This is a genomic window from Asticcacaulis sp., from assembly GCF_027484505.1.
Taxonomy (GTDB): Bacteria; Pseudomonadota; Alphaproteobacteria; order Caulobacterales; family Caulobacteraceae; genus Asticcacaulis.
This window is the reverse complement of sequence record NZ_JAIXSV010000242.1, coordinates 1-17,507: the sequence shown is the minus strand read 5'-3', so window position 1 is coordinate 17,507 and position 17,507 is coordinate 1. Positions and strand designations below refer to the sequence as shown.

General features: G+C 54.5%; 13 protein-coding genes and 1 pseudogene. 4 read left to right on the top strand and 10 right to left on the bottom strand.

Translation table 11 applies throughout. The annotated features are described in order from the left end of the window. The first annotated feature begins 150 nt into the window (after positions 1 to 150). Positions 151 to 1,449, top strand: coding sequence for a leucine-rich repeat-containing protein kinase family protein (locus Q0072_RS14305; protein ID WP_298331370.1), 1,299 nt, complete (start codon positions 151 to 153; stop codon positions 1,447 to 1,449). Positions 1,450 to 1,561: 112 nt separating this feature from the next. After that, the gene (locus Q0072_RS14300; protein ID WP_298331367.1) at positions 1,562 to 3,076 is read left to right on the top strand and encodes a methyl-accepting chemotaxis protein; all 1,515 of its coding nucleotides are present in this window, start codon (positions 1,562 to 1,564) and stop codon (positions 3,074 to 3,076) included. Positions 3,077 to 3,347: 271 nt separating this feature from the next. Here Q0072_RS14300 and Q0072_RS14295 read toward each other — a convergent pair whose 3' ends face one another. The 10 genes from Q0072_RS14295 to Q0072_RS14250 all read right to left on the bottom strand — a co-directional run bounded on the left by Q0072_RS14295 (position 3,348) and on the right by Q0072_RS14250 (position 14,885). Beyond that, positions 3,348 to 3,626, bottom strand: coding sequence for a hypothetical protein (locus Q0072_RS14295; protein ID WP_298331365.1), 279 nt, complete (start codon positions 3,624 to 3,626; stop codon positions 3,348 to 3,350). Between the two features lie 342 nt (positions 3,627 to 3,968). Beyond that, positions 3,969 to 6,035 carry an AIPR family protein gene (locus tag Q0072_RS14290; RefSeq protein ID WP_298331363.1) on the bottom strand — a complete coding sequence of 689 codons (2,067 nt, stop codon included), beginning with the start codon at positions 6,033 to 6,035 and terminating at the stop codon, positions 3,969 to 3,971. Next, positions 6,035 to 7,006, bottom strand: a complete 972-nt coding sequence (locus tag Q0072_RS14285) for a PD-(D/E)XK motif protein (protein WP_298331361.1) — start codon at positions 7,004 to 7,006, stop codon at positions 6,035 to 6,037. The genes Q0072_RS14290 and Q0072_RS14285 overlap by 1 nt, the downstream gene beginning before the upstream one ends. After that, positions 6,999 to 9,680, bottom strand: coding sequence for a Z1 domain-containing protein (locus Q0072_RS14280; RefSeq protein ID WP_298331359.1), 2,682 nt, complete (start codon positions 9,678 to 9,680; stop codon positions 6,999 to 7,001). Before Q0072_RS14280 ends, Q0072_RS14285 begins: the two co-directional genes overlap by 8 nt. Beyond that, positions 9,677 to 11,152 carry an ATP-binding protein gene (locus tag Q0072_RS14275; protein WP_298331357.1) on the bottom strand — a complete coding sequence of 492 codons (1,476 nt, stop codon included), beginning with the start codon at positions 11,150 to 11,152 and terminating at the stop codon, positions 9,677 to 9,679. The genes Q0072_RS14280 and Q0072_RS14275 overlap by 4 nt, the downstream gene beginning before the upstream one ends. Continuing rightward, positions 11,152 to 11,571 (bottom strand): very short patch repair endonuclease, encoded by a 420-nt coding sequence (locus tag Q0072_RS14270; protein ID WP_298331355.1) that lies wholly within the window; start codon positions 11,569 to 11,571, stop codon positions 11,152 to 11,154. Before Q0072_RS14270 ends, Q0072_RS14275 begins: the two co-directional genes overlap by 1 nt. Then, the gene (locus Q0072_RS14265) at positions 11,571 to 13,193 is read right to left on the bottom strand and encodes a DNA cytosine methyltransferase (protein ID WP_298331354.1); all 1,623 of its coding nucleotides are present in this window, start codon (positions 13,191 to 13,193) and stop codon (positions 11,571 to 11,573) included. Before Q0072_RS14265 ends, Q0072_RS14270 begins: the two co-directional genes overlap by 1 nt. Before the next feature lie 664 nt (positions 13,194 to 13,857). Beyond that, complete coding sequence (locus tag Q0072_RS14260; RefSeq protein ID WP_298331352.1) at positions 13,858 to 14,109, bottom strand: hypothetical protein; 252 nt, start codon at positions 14,107 to 14,109, stop codon at positions 13,858 to 13,860. A 25-nt stretch (positions 14,110 to 14,134) separates the two neighbouring features. Continuing rightward, the gene (locus Q0072_RS14255) at positions 14,135 to 14,593 is read right to left on the bottom strand and encodes a hypothetical protein (RefSeq protein WP_298331350.1); all 459 of its coding nucleotides are present in this window, start codon (positions 14,591 to 14,593) and stop codon (positions 14,135 to 14,137) included. After that, entirely contained in the window at positions 14,586 to 14,885 is a 300-nt protein-coding gene (locus Q0072_RS14250) for a helix-turn-helix domain-containing protein (protein WP_298331348.1), read from the bottom strand. The genes Q0072_RS14255 and Q0072_RS14250 overlap by 8 nt, the downstream gene beginning before the upstream one ends. A gap of 376 nt (positions 14,886 to 15,261) precedes the next feature. On the opposite strand from Q0072_RS14250, the gene Q0072_RS14245 reads away from it, so the two are divergent. Continuing rightward, positions 15,262 to 16,470, top strand: coding sequence for a hypothetical protein (locus Q0072_RS14245; protein WP_298331346.1), 1,209 nt, complete (start codon positions 15,262 to 15,264; stop codon positions 16,468 to 16,470). Positions 16,471 to 16,722: 252 nt separating this feature from the next. Continuing rightward, a pseudogene (locus tag Q0072_RS14240) lies at positions 16,723 to 17,507 on the top strand (conjugal transfer protein TraI); the annotation flags it as partial.

Below are 17,507 nucleotides of genomic sequence, written 5' to 3'. Positions count from 1 at the left end.
AACACAGAGGCGCATACTATAGGCGGCGCACCAATCAGCCACCAGAGTTTTACGGGTACGCACGCAATTTTGTCCGTGTTAAGAACGCCTGTACCCTCGGGCTTCAGGTTCGTTAAACGGCCCGTCATTTGAAATCTATGGAACGGTTTTATGCACAGTCTGGATGATCTGCGCTCCGGCGCGCTTGCCGGCGCGCGGCATGTAAAGCTCAGCGGGCTGACGACCTTTCCCGAAGCGCTGTACGATCTGGCGGACACGCTGGAAGTGCTCGATCTGGGCGGCAGCCACTTGACGCACCTGCCTGAGGATTTCGCGCGTCTACACCGGCTGAAAATCCTTTTCGGCTCGAACAATCCGTTTGAGACCCTGCCGCCGGTGCTGGGGCGTTGCGAGGCGCTGGAAATGGTCGGGTTTAAATCCTGCCGCCTCCGTGAGGTGCCATCCGAAGCCCTGCCACCGCGCCTGCGCTGGCTCATTCTGACGGATAATTGCGTCGAAAGCCTGCCGGAGAGCCTGGCGGACTGCGCCGCTCTGCAAAAGCTGATGCTGGCGGGGAACCGGTTGATAGCCCTGCCGGAAGGCCTGCAAGCCTGCCGCTCGCTAGAGCTATTGCGTCTGGCGGCCAATCAGTTTGAAAGCCTGCCCGGATGGCTGACCCAATTGCCGCGCCTGTCCTGGCTGGCCCTGTCCGGCAATCCGGTTACAGGAGCGGTTGAGGCCGCTATGGCCTGTGTCCCGGTGGCGGACATCGCATGGTCTGACCTGTCACTGGGCAAAGTGCTGGGCGAGGGGGCGTCGGGCACCACGTATCTGGCGCAACTGTCTGAAGGTTCCATCACGCGTCAGGTGGCGGTCAAGATATTCAAGGGGGCCATGACCAGCGATGGTTTGCCCCAAAGCGAGATGGCGGCCTGTGTCGCCGCCGGGCGTCATGATGGCTTGATACCCGTGGTGGGTAAGGTGCGCGGCCATCCGGACGGCCGCGACGCGCTGGTCATGGAGCGGATCGACCCGCACTGGCGCGTGCTGGCGGGACCTCCCAGCTTTGAGACCTGCACGCGCGATGTCTATGGGGACGGGGTGCGATTTGATGTCGGGATGGCATCAGGTATCGCTCAGCAGGTCGCGAGCGCCGCCGCTCATCTGCACAGCCGGGGTATTCTGCACGGCGATCTTTATGCACATAATATCCTCCATGACGGTAATGGCCGCGCCTGTCTGGGGGATTTCGGGGCCGCTTCGGCCTATGACCCGGCGGACCGCACGAAGGCGGAGGCGCTTCAGCGTCTGGAGGTGCGCGCCTTCGGCTACCTGCTGGAAGAACTGACGCAGCGCTGTGAGGCCCCGAAGGCACTTAAAGCCCTTGCTGCCGCCTGTCTGGATGAGCGGGCGAACATGCGCCCCCTATGGCCTGAGCTTGTTGAAAGCCTGATCACTTTCTCACCTTAGAGTCGTTTGCAGTTAATCGCACAACTCATTACGCCACCATAAGTAGTAAAATTTTAACCCTTCCTGTTAAATATAAAATCAACGTTATTTAATTCGGGCGGGAAAATTTCACATGTTCAGCAGGCTTTCCTTACAGATAAAGGTTATTTCCCTTGTCGCCTTCATTGCGGCGATAGGCGCAGCTGTGGTGCTCTACACCGAGTTTGCGCTGGGAAGCGCAATCGACAAGTATGAGCAGGCTTTGACCGGTCCTTCTGCGGGCGCGGTGGCATTGGCTGGCTCCGCTCGTGATGCCGCCTGGACATCCCGCTCGATCCTCAATGCTATTATTGCCGAGGATGCTGGAAAGTTTGAAAAAGCTCGCCGGGACACTGAAGACGGCAGGGCTTTGTTCAATAGCGAGATGAAGGCAGCCGAGAGGCTTCTTCCGGAAAAGGCTAAAGAACTTGATGTGCTGGTAGAAAAATACAATGCCGCAATGTCAACTGTGTGCCTCGAAGCTATAGGTTTGTCGGAGGCAAATCGTAAGGAAGACGCGGTTACACAGATGGAAAACAGCTGTGCGCCCGCCTTGCTGGAGGTTATTAAGGGTATTGACGTCATTGTGGGGGATACGGTTCAGGAAAACAATGTCTTGGCGTCTAAACTGAATAAAGACTCCGATGTCGCCTCCAACAATTCCAAAATCTTCGGTCTTGTGGGGCTGACGGTGATCGGTGCTTTAGCGGTATGGTTGGTTCATATGAGTGCCCGGCAGAAGGTCGTTGCCGAGGCAGCGCGACGCGCGGCCATGCTCAAACTGGCCGATGATTTTGAAAAATCGGTCGGTGGTATTGTGTCGCTGGTATCATCCGCCGCTACCGAAATGCAGGCGGCCGCCTCGCAACTGAGTGCCACGGCACAGCAGACCTCGTCCCAGTCTGTAGCCGTCTCATCCGCGGCCGAAGAGGCTGAGGCCAATGTCACGTCGGTGGCGGCCTCTACCGAGGAACTGGGGGCTTCGGTTGAGGAGATAAGCCGTCAGATCGAAACCTCAGCTTGTGTTACAGCCAATGCCGTGCGTGAAGCCGATGCGGCCCAATCCGTTGTTGGTGAACTCAATGAAACGGCCACTGCCATAGGGGGTGTTGTTGATCTCATTGCCGGTTTGGCCAGTCAGACCAATCTCCTGGCACTCAACGCCGCTATAGAGTCAGCGCGTGCGGGGGAAGCGGGGCGAGGCTTTGCGGTTGTTGCATCGGAAGTGAAGGCCCTGGCCGCGCAAACCGCGAAGGCTACAACTGAGATTTCCGAGAAAATTGCTAAAATTCAGGAGGCAACGGTTCGTGCGTCCACGACCATGCACAATATCTCCGGAACGATTCAAAGTCTTAATCACTCCTGCGCGGCTATTGCTACGGCCGTGGAGCAACAAAACGGTGCCACCAAAGAGATCATTCAGGCGATCAATCAGGTATCCGTCGGCACTCAAGAGGTCACGACGAACATTTCTGGTGTGGCCAAGGCCTCCGAGCAGACGGGCGAGGCCGCCGTGCAGGTGCAAAGTTCGTCCACGGAATTGGCGATGCAGGCTGAGCGCCTTTACAACGAAATGGACAAGTTCCTGCAAACGGTCCGCGCGGCCTGATTGCGGTCACACGCTTACAACAGAACAAGCCCCGTCAGACATGGCGGGGCTTTGTTTTGGGCGTTTGAGCAACAGGCAAAAGAAAAGGCTCCCCGTGGGGAGCCTGTCTTTGAAACGAATGGCGCACTCGAAGAGATTCGAACTCCTGACCCTCAGATTCGTAGTCTGAGTAGGAACTTTTGCCATTCAACGGGTTAGACTTGCGCTGCCTGTAAACCAAAAGCAGCCACCATTGATGAGGGTGACGTCCGGTTTGCCGGGTTGAGACTGCCTAAACCTGCGCATCAAAGGCCTCCTTTGCCTTCTTGTATTCGTCGCGTGCCTTCGTCAGCGAAGCGTACTCCGTTTCCAACAAGTCGTATGCCTTCTGCCAATTCGTCTTCATAATTGCGCGCATCTCATCGGTAGGCGTTCCATTCTGCAACATCTGTCGCGACATGTCAGCGTCGCTTTTTGCCAGAATCGTCAGTGAAGCAGAGGCAGCTGAAAAGCGCTCAGCCATCTGCGACCAAGTTATCGCAAATTTATCCAAATCGTTTTGAGTAATCATCTCGTCCCTTTCGACGTATGTTTAGCGCTTCTAACCCCGATTGTTTGCAACATAGTAAAAGGCAAAGCCTTGGTGCCGAAATGACTAAGCACCACTTGTCACTCGGCAGGCTTTTTGAGCAGAGCCCCATAGAAGCGACAGCCACATCTCGTTCACCCCATGGGGCCCGAGGTAGGACGCGAGGGCTGTATCGCACGCGATGTGCTACAATTGGCGTAGAAAGTACGCTGAATTGATTCCGTCAGATGCGGCACATGTATCAACTGGAAGATGAAAACGCGAAGCTGAAACGCATTTCCGCGTCTATGGGTCCTTTAGACGCTGGTTGACACTTGTGAGTTGTTACTCGACCAATATGCCCTCAGAAATTGCCTTGTTGAGTGTTTCCAGCAAGACGGCACACTGTTTGTCAGTTGGAAGTTTCATAGGCATTTGCATGGCAATCTTTAGGACGCCCATCTCCTTTGGTGTCAGCAGGCGCTTAGAAACAAGGGTATCGTGAATCATGTTCCATTTAGCAGCCGGAATCGCCAGAATCTTTGTCTGCGCTTCGATGCCGTTATCCAGTTTCTGGGTGTTACGGGCCGAACGCTTTTCGCTCAGGTGTTCATCGTGGGATAGACATTCGCTGGTGAACTCCTGAGGTAGAAGGTTGGCAAACTCGTCCAAATGGTCGAGCATCCTTGTCCAGCATGCTTCGCGCTTAGCCCATTCCGAGATATTGGAGATGCCCTGCATGGGTCGCAGAAGATCGTCGTTCACGCGGGAAGCGACAACGGCGATGGTCTTTTCTAGGACCGCACTTATTCTTTGGGCATTCCAGACCCGCTGAAAATCGACGCTTTTGTCTTGGCGTCTGGTCAGCTCACTGATTACGGCCAGCGTGTAGGCTACAATGTTCGCGCGATAACCGTTATTGTACCACGACTGCGCGGACACAATTTTTTCGGTCGCCCTGAATATGATTCCTCGTGCGACAGCGCGTTTGAAATATGCTTCGTTGAAACGGTCCGATGACCTCTCCCACTCTTTGCCGATCCGCGAGGCATAGCGGGCGAAGTTCTTTTCTGCACCAAGATTAACGAACCTAGGATGGTCATCCCACACGTTCTCGAATTTCGCGAGATCGGTCTTGGTCAGCATTTGCGGTTTCGGATTTTCCGCCTTGAAGCGCCGCTGCTCCGCAGACGTTAGCTTGGCCTGCGCATCTGCGTACTGGCCACGGGCGCGTTCGTAAAACCACTTGGTCTCACGCTGTGAGCCCTTGCCCGCAGGCGCCCATATACGACGAGAAAACTCCTCCATACGGATATGGAAGGCATGGTTGGAAAAGAAGTCCGCAGCCTGAACTCGGTTCTGGGTATTTGCGTACTCGGAAATGCGCGGGACGACCTTCTCGCTTTCCTCGCTGTCGATGACGGACAGCTTCATTTGGACGAATATTTGGCTGAGGTCGGCCTTATCCTTCCTGCGGGTGTGGAATAGCGATGCGGTAGTTTGCCCGCCGTTCACAATTTGAAGATCGGTGATACGGGTGATTTGGAGGCCCTCCGCTGTCCGCTTCGTTGCAACTCCTTGGGCTGTTGCGGTAATGCCGTTGTTGTAAGCAAAAAACATTCCCGGTTCGGTCATGATGGTTGTTCGGATACCCTGATTGACCTTCGCTCTCGCCTGAAGGAACGTGCGGACGTTCTGCTCCAGCAGTCGGGCACCGAATTTCTCGTAGATCGTCGAGAGGATTGCCCCAGGCATGACGACTAAGTAAGACTCGTAGGTATCGTTTCCGAGGTGAGCCGGAAGACAAGAGATGCCAGTGCCGAACATCGCCTCGAAATCTAGATCAAGCGCTTCTTTGTGGCTGCGTGAGCTGCGCTGGCGGTGCAGCCTAGAGATATCCCAAATATGATAGCTCGTGGGGATTCCAGCGGTTACGGAATCCGGTAGTGCCTTGACCTTGTCGCTTAGAGTGCGCTCGGATACCAAGATAAGATTGATATGCCGGATCAGTGATTTCCTGTCGGCTATCTGGCGAGCCAATCCGTATTCGGGTGAAGTGACTTCCAGATCGGATGCCAGATTTTTCGTCAGACTGGCTTCGAAAAAAGTCGCGACGCGCTTAAATGCCGTGTTTGTCTCTGTGGGAGTGAGCGAAGCAAGTTCGGCGCGGCTGTCGAAGTCCGCCACGAAAAGATCAAGCCCGCCTTCGTCGTCGAACCAGTATCCGTCCACGCGCATTCCGCGCTGCGCGCGGTAATGGACAAACTCGAACCCTTCGATGAATCCCGTCTCTGTCAACTCGCGGGAAACTGCTTCCATAAATTCTGCAAGCAAGAAGCTGCCATTGGCCTCTGCCCCAGCCAGTAGATCCTGCCTGAAATCATGGAAAAACTCTTCCCGCGTAGAGTCCATTAGAGCCTCCCGAACATATCGTCGTCATCACAGACAAACGGCGCGATGGCCTCCAGCATGATCTCATATGCCACCCTCGTGATGCCAGATGGTATTTCCGACCTTACCAACCTCGGAAATCCCTTCTCCACGCGATAGCCTTTTAGCTCACTCACCAAGAAGCGAGGGCTATCATATTCAGCGAGGTGCGCGTATCCAATGCGGGCCAACTTGTCGGCGAAACGCTCGATGGCTTCAGCGTCGGATAATTCGCTTTCGATCTGGGTGACTATTGCGTTCAGCGATAGAGCATGATCGGAATCTGGGATATCGCTGAGGCGTTGCGTCAGCAGAAACAGGTCTGGGAGCGCGGACTCAAGCTGATCTTCGGATGAGATACGAACGGTGCTACGCTCCCGGCCTGAAAGCGATTTAACCTCGATGGCGCGTTCGCCGAAAATGAAGTCTTGGTGAGCGTCATCCGGCCCCAACCAAGCATCTACGGCTGAAGCTTGGGGTAGCGTATTCTGATAGAGTCTTCGCAAAACGTGCAGTTCACCAAATAAACCGCGAACCTCTTCCGGCGACAGCAATCTCGCATTGCGTCCAGCCAGAAATGCCTTCCATCGTTTGAGATGAGCCAGTGAGACAGCGAGAGCCGTCGCTGAGTCCGTAACCTCTTTGAGACTGCTGATTAGCGTCTCGCAAAGGCCAAGGAAAAGGTCGGTGTCGATGTGGCGAGCAAGAGTAAGAACGACCCGCTGCTGTCCAGCGAAATCGCCGTTTCGAAGATCAACGCTGATACCGCAGAGGGAAACCACTTCGCGGCGGAATAGTGCGGTGTGATCGCCAGCTAACTCAATGACGAGCAGGCACTGTCCAGTATTATCCCGCCCCCAGAAGACGGCAACGCCCGTCGTTCCCGCTACGCGAAGAACACTCAGATCGGTTGTCGGTGTCGGGATGGCGTCCCACGGAACTGGCTTACTCATCGTCATAATCCTCGTCCGCGTCCGGATCGTCATCCATCGAACCGTACATCTCTTCTACCCAGACTTTATTGGCGATCACTTCAATCTCGTATTCCGCTCCGTAAAGACCATCAGGGAAGCTCAAGCCCCACGCGGGAACCCTGTAGCCTGCGAAGTTAGGATTTTCGGTCGGCTCGAGAACATGTATCATCAACAATGGTTTTTTACGGACCATGCGATAGTGAACGTCAGACGGCTTCTTCTTCTTGGAATTGATACCTTCGGATGCCAGCCTCTCAGCATCGGCAATCTGATCGGGAGTTAGGCCAAGTTTCTCGTCGCCACGGCTGGCAACGCGGTAGCCTGAAACCAGCCACTTGTCATCAATCGAATCTTTTGCGGCAGTCCGGTCCTGGGCACCGAGGCGATATGCTGCCGGTTCACCCGGCCCTTTAGAAATCAGCAAAACATCAGCTTTAGGAAATCTAGACGCAATCTTGAGCAAGTACTCAACTGCGTCGGTTTTGCGTTTCCGTGCAGATTTATGCGCCTTAAATCGTAGCAAGAACTCATCGACTTTCCCGACATCAACGTCAGGAATGAACCACCCTTTTTCAGTCGGTGTGACTTTGCCGCCAAAGCCATCGCGCCAGTATTCCGAAATCAAATCCTCGTTGTCCTGATTGATTTTCGGATCGAGGGGGAGAAGCCAACTTTCCTGAAGTGTGCCGGTCAGGTTCTGGTTTAGGGTTACCTTTTCACCGCTGCGCATTTTGTTCGCGGCAGTCACCATCAGGCTGTCTGGGTGTGACCTCACGTAGAGCCCGAAATCGCGCGGACTCATTTCAGCTTGGCGCATACGAGTGATCTGTTGGCGAAGCTCTTCCGAAGCCAGACCAATGTGTCGGTACCAGTTGATCGAGTCGTTTGGGAGCCAGACCCGGCAGACATCCTCATAACCTGGTCGGTAACCGAACCAGCGGCCCATCTGCATCAGCGTGTCGTACATCTTCGTATTGCGGTACATATAGCTAACAGTCAGCCCTTCTATTGTCAGGCCGCGCGACAGGCTCAGACCGCCGATAGCAATAGCAGTCAGGCCTGTGTTATCCCGCTCATATTTACCGAAATCCAGCACCTCGTCGCTCTTGCTGTTAACCACATAAGTCCGCAGGTTATCGAAGGTGCCCCACAGAGCCGCTTTCACTTCTTCCCAAGTGAAGTGCCTTCCGCCAAACTCGTTGGCGGCGAACTCGGCATCGAATGTAGCCCGCAGACGTGCCATGTGCTCGTTCCGCGCTGATACCGCTTCTGGCATCATATAGTTGGCCTTCACGGCCTCCCGCATCCTGTCGAGGCGTAACCCGACGAAACTCCGCACCTCCTTCTGAACGGAAACAAACCGTGACACGTTGATCAGCATGGAACAGTGCTTCCGCTCCTGTCCCCTGAGATTTCGGATCGCGCGGGCCACGATGAACTGGTCCAGCGCACGATAAAGGCTGGGTGGCAACTCCGCGACCGGAAAGCCATTCTTATGGCTAAAAGGCAGGTACTCCTCGCAATCCCATATCTGCCGCAGGATTGCAGCGCGGCTTTCGTCGTTAAGGAATACCTTGTCCGGTCCGAAATAAGTGGTTGGTGCGTCCAGAGAGTGAATAAAGTCGGCCGGAAACAACTCTTCGTAAGCGTCTTTATCGAAGGCGTCGGGATCGATGAATATGTTAGCGAAAGGTGTGGCCGTATATCCTACGTAGCAGTTTTTCGTAAACAGCCTCAAAATCTTTCTGATCCACGCATTTGTAGCGGTAGGATTGATTTCCGGCTTGTTCGTGTTGATCGACGCATTGTCAGCTTCGTCATCGATGACCAGCATTGGGACATCAGCGATGCGATCGCGCCCTTTCGCGTTCAGCTCTCGCAACCAGATATGCAGAGCTTCAAGGGTTTTTACATTCTTCTTGATGACAAGAATAACGGGGTTTTTAAAATCATTGAGTTGAGCACCACTGACGTTTGCGGTCTGTTTGTTGAAATCGGAGTTTATATTGGTGAGTGTGACTGGGTTGGGGTAACTCTTGCCCAATCCCACACCGATATTGACCCGGTTTTCCGGGTCGCTAGAACGCCCAACAAATCCCTCATCGACACGCTGTTGAGTTTGCTTGCGCAGGTTGTTGTGGATTCCTGCTATTACAATTATGAACTTATATCCCGCGTCTGCTGCCTTGGCGATTACTCCCATGTAATTTGCAGTCTTGCCGGACTGGACATGGCCGATGACAAGACCACGGCGTTTCCACTCGCCTTCACTGGTGGGGTCCTGAAGCAGACCAAGAATTTTCGACCCGTCAGCGTTCAGGAGGGTGTTTACAACTGTAGGCTTCCAGCCTTGGCTTCGGAGATAACCGCCATAGGCATCCGCGTAGGTTGTGCCGATTTCGCGTTTGTGAATCCAGTCCTCGTCATGTGCTGCATCGACATCGACCAAAGAGACGCCAGCATTCATGCGCGACGGGATTGCGGTTTCGGCTTCCGTGATAATGTTCTGAAGATCGCCTGAGTATCCAAGAAGCGGCGCGAGGAGTGCGGCTTTAGCGGCGATACCGTCGCGCGATGGCGGGCTGTCTTGGTCGTCGAACGCGCCGATCAGTGCTGCGAGAACCACTTTTTCTTTATCGCTTTGGGAACTCAAGCGAACCTCCCCTTAATGTAATTCTCGACTATTTCCCCGTGATGGTCAAAGAGCCGTGTCGATCTGACAATATCCCGGAATGCCTCCGCATTCCCTGGCATCTCTCCCCATAGGGCGCTTCGCAGTTCGTCAAGCCGATCTGTTACATTCTCTACCTGCGGCATCTGACTTAGGTCGCGCGGGTGCGTTGAATAGTCGGAATAGACCATCTCTACCGGCAGCGAAGCGGCAACGGCTTCCAACAGAAGAACAAGGTGACGGACACCTTCGCCGTCTATCTTCTCGTACAGGCGCTGGACCAACGGATGGGTCAGGTTCAGGGCGTATCTGATCCCCGTATTGTCGGCGTAACGCTCCCAAAGAGGCGCAGTTACTTCATGAAAAAGCTTCTGGCCGCGACCACGGTGAACGGTGGTGCTCGCTCCAGTTACCTGAGCGATGATTTGGCGCAGGCGTTCCCGCACGGGGAGAGGAGGACGAGACCGGGATTTCTTGATGTCGATTGTCCATGCCTCGTCGAGGCTGTTGGGAAAATCGATTTGGACGCGGGCCAGCTTTGTCGCTTCGCCCTTCGGGATCAGCCGGAACCAGTCACCCCACGCCATCAGCCTGCCGTTGCGGTAGATGTAGGCTCCCTGATTGGAGATAAAGTCGCTGCGAGTCTGATAGAAATCGTATTCACGAGCTGTCAGGTTGGAATGATGTGGCAGTATGTACGGTTGCAGATGAACTGCCGCCGAACCAATCCTTACAATCTCCTCTGGCAGGTGTCTGGTGTGAGTATTTTTCCTGCAAAACGGGTCAAAGGGTTCGACCGGATGTCCGTTAATCGTGATCGCGATGCGGCTGCGACCCCGAATTTCACCGGCTAGGAAGCGGTGAAAGACAAGCGCAAGATGTTTCTCCAACACGTCCAGCTTCTCGCTAACGATCTCGTCGCGCCGGTTACCGGACTCATCCTCGAGCAACCGATCGAGTTCGCGCCAGATTACGGCGGTGCCGTGTGGTCCGAGACGATCTATATAGGGCAGTGCAGCAATATCCTCGTGATCGAGGATACTGAGAATCCAATCATCTGCCCGGTCGATAACGTCGAGGTTCCATTCAGCACCCGAACACACGCCGTCTTTCACACTGACGACCGTCAGCGAGCGGCACTGCGAGAACGAAGCCGTTTTTAGTCCAAGACCAAAGCGGCCTAAGTCGCGAGGTGAACGCTCTGCGCGCGGGTTGACCGCCCCATGACGCATCGCGGCGAGCAGTTCGTGATGATTCATGCCGCGCCCATCATCAAGAATGACAAGTAAAGGCTGAGCGGCTGAAGGCTCGCAGAAAATGGCGATCTTTGACGCATCGGCAGAGATACTGTTGTCGATCAGGTCGGCAACGGCTGCTTCGAGTGAATAACCCAGATCACGCATTGATGCGGAGAGACAGGCTGCACTTGGCGGCAGATGCTGGTTTCTTGCCATTAGGCAACCTCGCGCATTTTGGCGCTGAGGTTTTGTAACATCCGGTCGGGATCGGCCTTCAGATCACAATCCCAGACCGTTATGACGGTCCACCCTTTAGCCTCAAGCGCCGCACTGTTTCGCCTATCCCGTGCAACATTATCGTCGAACTTCTTTTGCCAAAATTCGGCCCTCGTGGACGGGATGGTAGCGTTCCGGCAGTTTGTGTGCCGATGCCAGAAACAGCCGTGGACAAAGATCGCAGTGCGGTATTTCGGCAGGACTATATCTGGTTTGCCATCGAGGTCTTTTGCATGAAGGCGAAACCGGAAGCCAGCTCGATGCAGCAACGACCTAAGGTGTATTTCAGGGCCTGTGTCGCGTGACCTGATACGCGACATGTTCCAGCTCCGACGCTCCCCAGAAACCCTATCGACCATCACTGGTCATCCGGTACGGCATGAAGAACCTCTGCAACGATATCAGCAATCTGCCTTGCGAGTTGCGGCGGCACAGCGTTGCCTACCTGATGGTACTGCTCTGTACGCGGGCCAGCGAAGAAATAGTTGTCAGGGAATGTCTGAAGCCGTGCTGCTTCACGAACCGTCAGGCTACGGCATTGAGCGGGGTCATAGTGGATGAAGTAATGTCCATCCTTGGAAATATGTGACGTGATCGTCGTTGATACCTGATCCGCGAGCTGCACCCTAAATCTGTCGGAGAACATCTTACCAGTCCGGCCCTCTTCAACATTCTTATGCTGGGGCAGCAGGCTTTTTGGGAAATCTGCCAGTTTTGGGCTTTGTCCGGTTTTTTCCGCGAAAGTCGCGGCATATAGATATCGGCGGAGGTCAGATGCCATGTGACTTCGCGCTTCATGCGAGGTCAAAACCGAAAGTCTGTCGTCGTAGAGGCAGCGCAGGACATCATGCGCGGGCTTGCGCATCACGTAACAGGATGATGATTTCTGATGTGGTGATTTGACTTCGATCAGCCTTTTGAAATCGAGGGCTTTCGCAAGATCGCCAGCGTAGGGTGCGCCATTGAGTTGGTGGCGCATATTTATGGTTGAAATATCGCGAAGCTCGCTCAGCCAAGCTGCCGGACTGTCCTTCGCTCTCGACAGACCACTACGTATGGCTGGTAGAAACCCTATCGTCTCACGGACGGTGGGGGCTGCCATTTTTCTGAGTGATCCTGGACGGACTTTAAGGTCGCCCCGAATGCCAACAATGAACATCCGATGTCGTGCCTGCGGGATGCCGTATTCCTCTGCGCGAACTACGAATTGGCGCGGGTCAACATCCCCTTCAGCCATGTCTTTTTCGGTAAGCGAATAAAGCCTGTAGGAGAGATCGCTAGGGGCTCCAGGAATGGCTGTTCTCGGACAAGAAAGATCGCTAACGATCCTTGTAATGGCTGATTTGCCGTCGATGGTTGCGGAGAGCAGGCCCTTTACGTTTTCCATAACAAATACCGGCGGTCGGTGATCGACGATAATCCGCAGGTATTCGAGGTAGAGAGTGTGCCGTTCATCTGCGGCAAAATCCTCGCGGCCCATCATACGGGAACGCCCTACCAGTGAATATGCTTGACACGGAGGCCCCCCCACCAGCGCCCACCGTTGACTGCTCCCAACGCGATCTTCGATAAGTTTCTTGACCTCCGCATGGGACTCCGGTCCGAGCGAAATTCGAAAAGCCGAGGCGACCGCGTGAGCATGCGCTTGAGGATACAGCCGATACATCTCCTCAAGTGTAAGGCCGCCCTTGAGGAAGGTGTAGTATTCTTCCGGGGCTTCCCCGTTCGGAAAATAGCGGATAAAATGGCGAAGCAGCAGCGTCTGATGGGAGAATATGTCTCTCTCGATAGAGACCACGCTGTTGAACGAGGGGCTGCCTTTTTCATCACAACTGAGTGAGAAACCTTCGCCAAGGCCGCCGGGGCCAGCAAAGACGTCAACCACTGGGAACGCAGCGCTCCGCCATGACGGCATGGGCTGGGTAGCCGCAATTTCAGACCGAAATGCATATTCCTTAATGGTCGGATCAACTGCGAGCATGGTTACGGTAGGCTCCGGCCATCTCCGAGTGGTTCTGAGAAGACAAGTGACAGTCGCTGCAACTCTTGGACAATGCCAACCAAATACCCACCACCTTTTTCTACCTGAGCGGATTCCTCTCCGGCCTGGTCAAGCAGCAGCCCAAAACTGTTATTGATGTCCTTAGCGGACAAAATTTGCATGATATCTACCCTGCATTTAGTCGAGTCATTTTAGCTACTTTGGGGCTATCGGCAACGGGCATTCTGACTCGGTGGCAGAGTTATTCACATGCCCCTTTCGATCGGCGGGCAGTTGGCAGCGGGTGTCAAGAGAGGGCGCAGCACCCCCCCCCGTTCAGCTCGATTTGCGGGCCTTGGTGCGCCTCCATTCACGCAGCGTTGGGCTCTACGGAGGCTTGGCGTCCAAGAGGCTACATGTATCCGCATGAGAGCCGACGGGGTGTCATCGACAGTTGAAAGTTCCCTAAGAATAGCGTGTGTCGGTACGAGCGTGAATGCTCCACTTGGCTGGTGGCGCAACGGCGGGTCGTTGCCTCCCGTGCGACGAGTGCCCCTGACCTTAAGCTGTTTCACCTCGCGAAATGTTGGAACATTGACTGTGCGGCAATGGGGAAAGGTGAGCACCAGATTGCCGGAGGGGATGCAACGGGAAGCGCAGCGGGTCAGCTGAGCGAAATGGTAATTCCACCGGGCACGCTTTCAAGCGCGCGCTTCTGCGTCCCATTTTGGTCAACCGCATCGAAAATCACCTTCTCAATTTGTGCGTGCCGAGGGTCGTTTGCATCTGCCCAGATCGTGACAACAGAAATTTCGTCCAAGCCATGCGTCTCCATAAATTGTGAGACGGCTTCCGTTGCCTTTTCTTCATCAGTGTAATCGTAAAGGCGATCATTAATTTCGACTATGACTGCCATGATGTAATCTCGCATCCATTAAGGTTTATGAATTTGTGACGTTTTGTGTTTCATGTCGTGCAAAATTGACGGTACAGGATTGCGCCTCGAAGTGGGGGAGGTTGTCAATTCGCCTTATTATCCGCGCTCGACATAGGTCATGAATGGCTTTCCACTCATCACCTATCGAGCCAGCAGATAGTCGTAGCATGAACAGGAGTTTTTCGGGCGGCAAGTCATTTGTGATCAGAAACTGTAAGGCCTCGGCCCCTTGGGCGGGGTAGTCATACGGTATCCCCCCGCACACAGTATCAGGGTCGTCGGCACCCATTCGCTCCATAATCGTTCGTCGGACCTCTTCGTGGATATCGCTGAATACATTTTCCACGTCCGGCTCGTCGTAGTTGCTCACTTCCAGATATACGGCCAGCAGCATTTCATCGCTGATCTCCGGTCGGAATGTGTTCTCCAGCCGTCGCAGCACCTCTCGCATTGTCTCAGTCATGGCGTTTGACCCCTTGCTTTCGGACGACCGGGGTCAGCGGATCAATGAAAAATCCGATCTTCACTTTGAGGATTATCCGCAGGAGTGCAACGATGTCCGCGCCAAAGTGGCGTTGTCCGCATTCGTAGGCCTTGACGTCTTTCTTGCTCAGCCCGAGTTGAGCAGCGAGGCCCTTCCGCGAAAAGCCGACAAATCGGCGTCGTTCGCGCATGAGCTGGCCGAGCAGAACATCGGCAGGGTTACGCGGGTCACTGGGAGAATGGCCAGCTTGCTGGCATACCGTTTTACGCATGTCTAACCCCTTCTTTCTGGTGAAGAGGCCAAGCGGCAATGCCGCTTGGTCAACTTCAGAACCTTTGGAGATCGGGGAGTTAGAAAACCGCAACGAGACGGTCCCTATGGCCTTTAGCCGGGGCCTATTGCATGCGCCATAGGCTCCCCGACCACATAAGGTCAAAAGGAAGGTGTGCTGGAGATGGCCAGCGTCAAACCACTCGTTGTCGGGCTTTCTACGACCCGGCAGTCGCATGTGGCGACTGCAACTGAGAGTCTGACATACCTCGAGTCCAAATGCATCAGAAAATTTTTTAGCGGAAAAATAATCGCTTGGATTGTCTTTCGTCGCGTCTACAGGCAGTTGGATATGTTCTCACGTTACGGAGGGGGAAGTGATGCAGGCAAAATTACTGACTGGGGCCGCGATCGGGAATGCCATTGAACGGTACATGGCAGAATACAACGAGTACCATTGGGCCGTCGCTTGGGCTACTTCGACATGGCTGTCTTCAGCCTTATTTGAGAATAAAGGGAAAATTCAATCCGTCACGTTCGGAATCGATTTCGCTCAGACCGCCCCAGAGGTGATCGAGCAGTTCATTTCTGTCTCAGGCGTTTTCGTGGCTAGTGAGTTTTCTAAAGGAACGTACCATCCTAAAGTTTACGGCTTCCGATCCGGAGACAAGGCGGCTGTTATCGTGGGTAGCGCTAACTTCACCAATGGTGCCCTGACTAAAAATTTAGAGGCCTGCATATCTCTAGTGGGGAGTATTCATGACGAACCAATCGCGGATGTGTTCGCCTTCATTGAGGTAGCGCAGAAATACGGACGGCCAATCACTAAAGAATTTGCCGCTTGGTACAGGGTAGGTCACAACCGCATTGCTAGATTGGCAAAAGCGCCAAGGAACCCATTAGCAAACCTTAATCAGCTAGCGATCAATGGCTTCACATCTGGCATCACCCAGCTAAATTGGGATGAGTATGTGATAAGGGTAAAAAAGAACGGGTTCCACGACATTCAAAAAAGTTTGAAGCTCCTGATGACCTGTCAGCAATGGTTCGCCTCTGTCCCGTCTTTCGCGAATTTGAGGACTGCAGAGCGGAAAGCGATAGCTGGGATACTAGGGGAGTATCAAAAGGAAAAGGGTATTCTAGATCAAGAGTGGGGGTGGTTCGGTTCGATGACTGGTTCAGGATATTTCGCTAATCTAATTGACACCAACAGCCGCTCGATCAGCAAAGCTCTTGATGCTATCCCTAACGCAGGTCCAGTGTCGGTTGATGATTATGATCGATTTTGCGATAGTTTTCTGAAGGCGTTTGCTGGGTTGGATCGGAAGGGCGGTGTTCCAACTGCAAGCCGACTTTTGGCTATGAAGCGTCCAGATACATTCCTATGCGTTTGCAAGCCCAACATCGCCCAAGCGTCGAAGGACATGGGGTTTTCGAAAAGCACACTCGACCTGTCCAACTACTGGGATCGGGTTGTAGAGGTGATCCGCGCATGCGAATGGTACAACGTATCAAAGCCCGCAACGAATGGCAGGCTTTGGGAATTTAGAGCTGCAATGCTTGATGCCATTTATTACCAACCTTGATGCGGCGTTAGACCGGATTGAAGGCAATTCAGATTTTTCGCCCCGTAAACATAGGTGAAAGCGCTTATAGCAAGATCAAAGGAGTAGAGCCTTATGCGCCTCACGGAGGGCATAAGTCTCTGTCTGCACGTCGTTTTTTGTGAGGCTCTTTTAGCGCCATTTGGCATTTCGTAGCGCCATTGTGGCGCTCTTGAATCCGCCGGGACAAATCCAATCCTTTGACAGGGAAACGGGGTTTACCGGAGGCGGATAATGGACCGCGAAGACAGGTTTGAACTGAGACCGGGCCGCATAGGCCGTGACGGCAAGGCCATGTCTCTGGGCCGGGACTTTCGCAACCGGGTGATCAAGGCCGCCAACCTCGCGCGCGGCGGTCGCGCGGTATCTGGAAAGCCCTCCGGCTTCACCGGCGAGCGCATCGGACGCGGCAGCGGTGCCGGGGCGGTTCTGGCCTCGCGTGCCGGTGCGGTGGTGGGTGCGCGGGATGGCGGCTTTGGCCGCCGTCGCGTCATGGTCAAGGCGCGGATCGTCAAGCTGGCCGGTAAGGGCCGGGGCGCGGCCATAGCCCATATGCGCTATGTGCAGCGAGACGGCGTGACCCGTTCAGGGGAGCGCGGCGAGCTTTATGATGGCCGGTCCGATGTCGCCGATGGCAAGGCCTTTCTGGAGCGCTCAGAGGGCGACCGGCATCAGTTCCGGTTTATCGTCTCCCCGGAAGACGGTCAGCAATACGAAGACCTGCGTAACGTCACCCGCCGTCTGATGACCCAGATGGAAACCGATCTGGGCACACAGTTGGACTGGGTAGCCGTGGATCACTTCAACACCGGCCACCCGCATACCCACATCCTGATCCGGGGGAAGGATGATCACGGCAAGGACCTGATCATCGCGCGCAACTACATCACCGCCGGCGTCAGGGAACGCGCCGCCGAGATTGTGGGCTTTGACCTTGGCCCAAGGACGGCGCTGGAGGTGTCGCTGTCCCTCCAGCACGAGATGACCGCCAGCCGCTACACCACGATAGACCGCTGGAT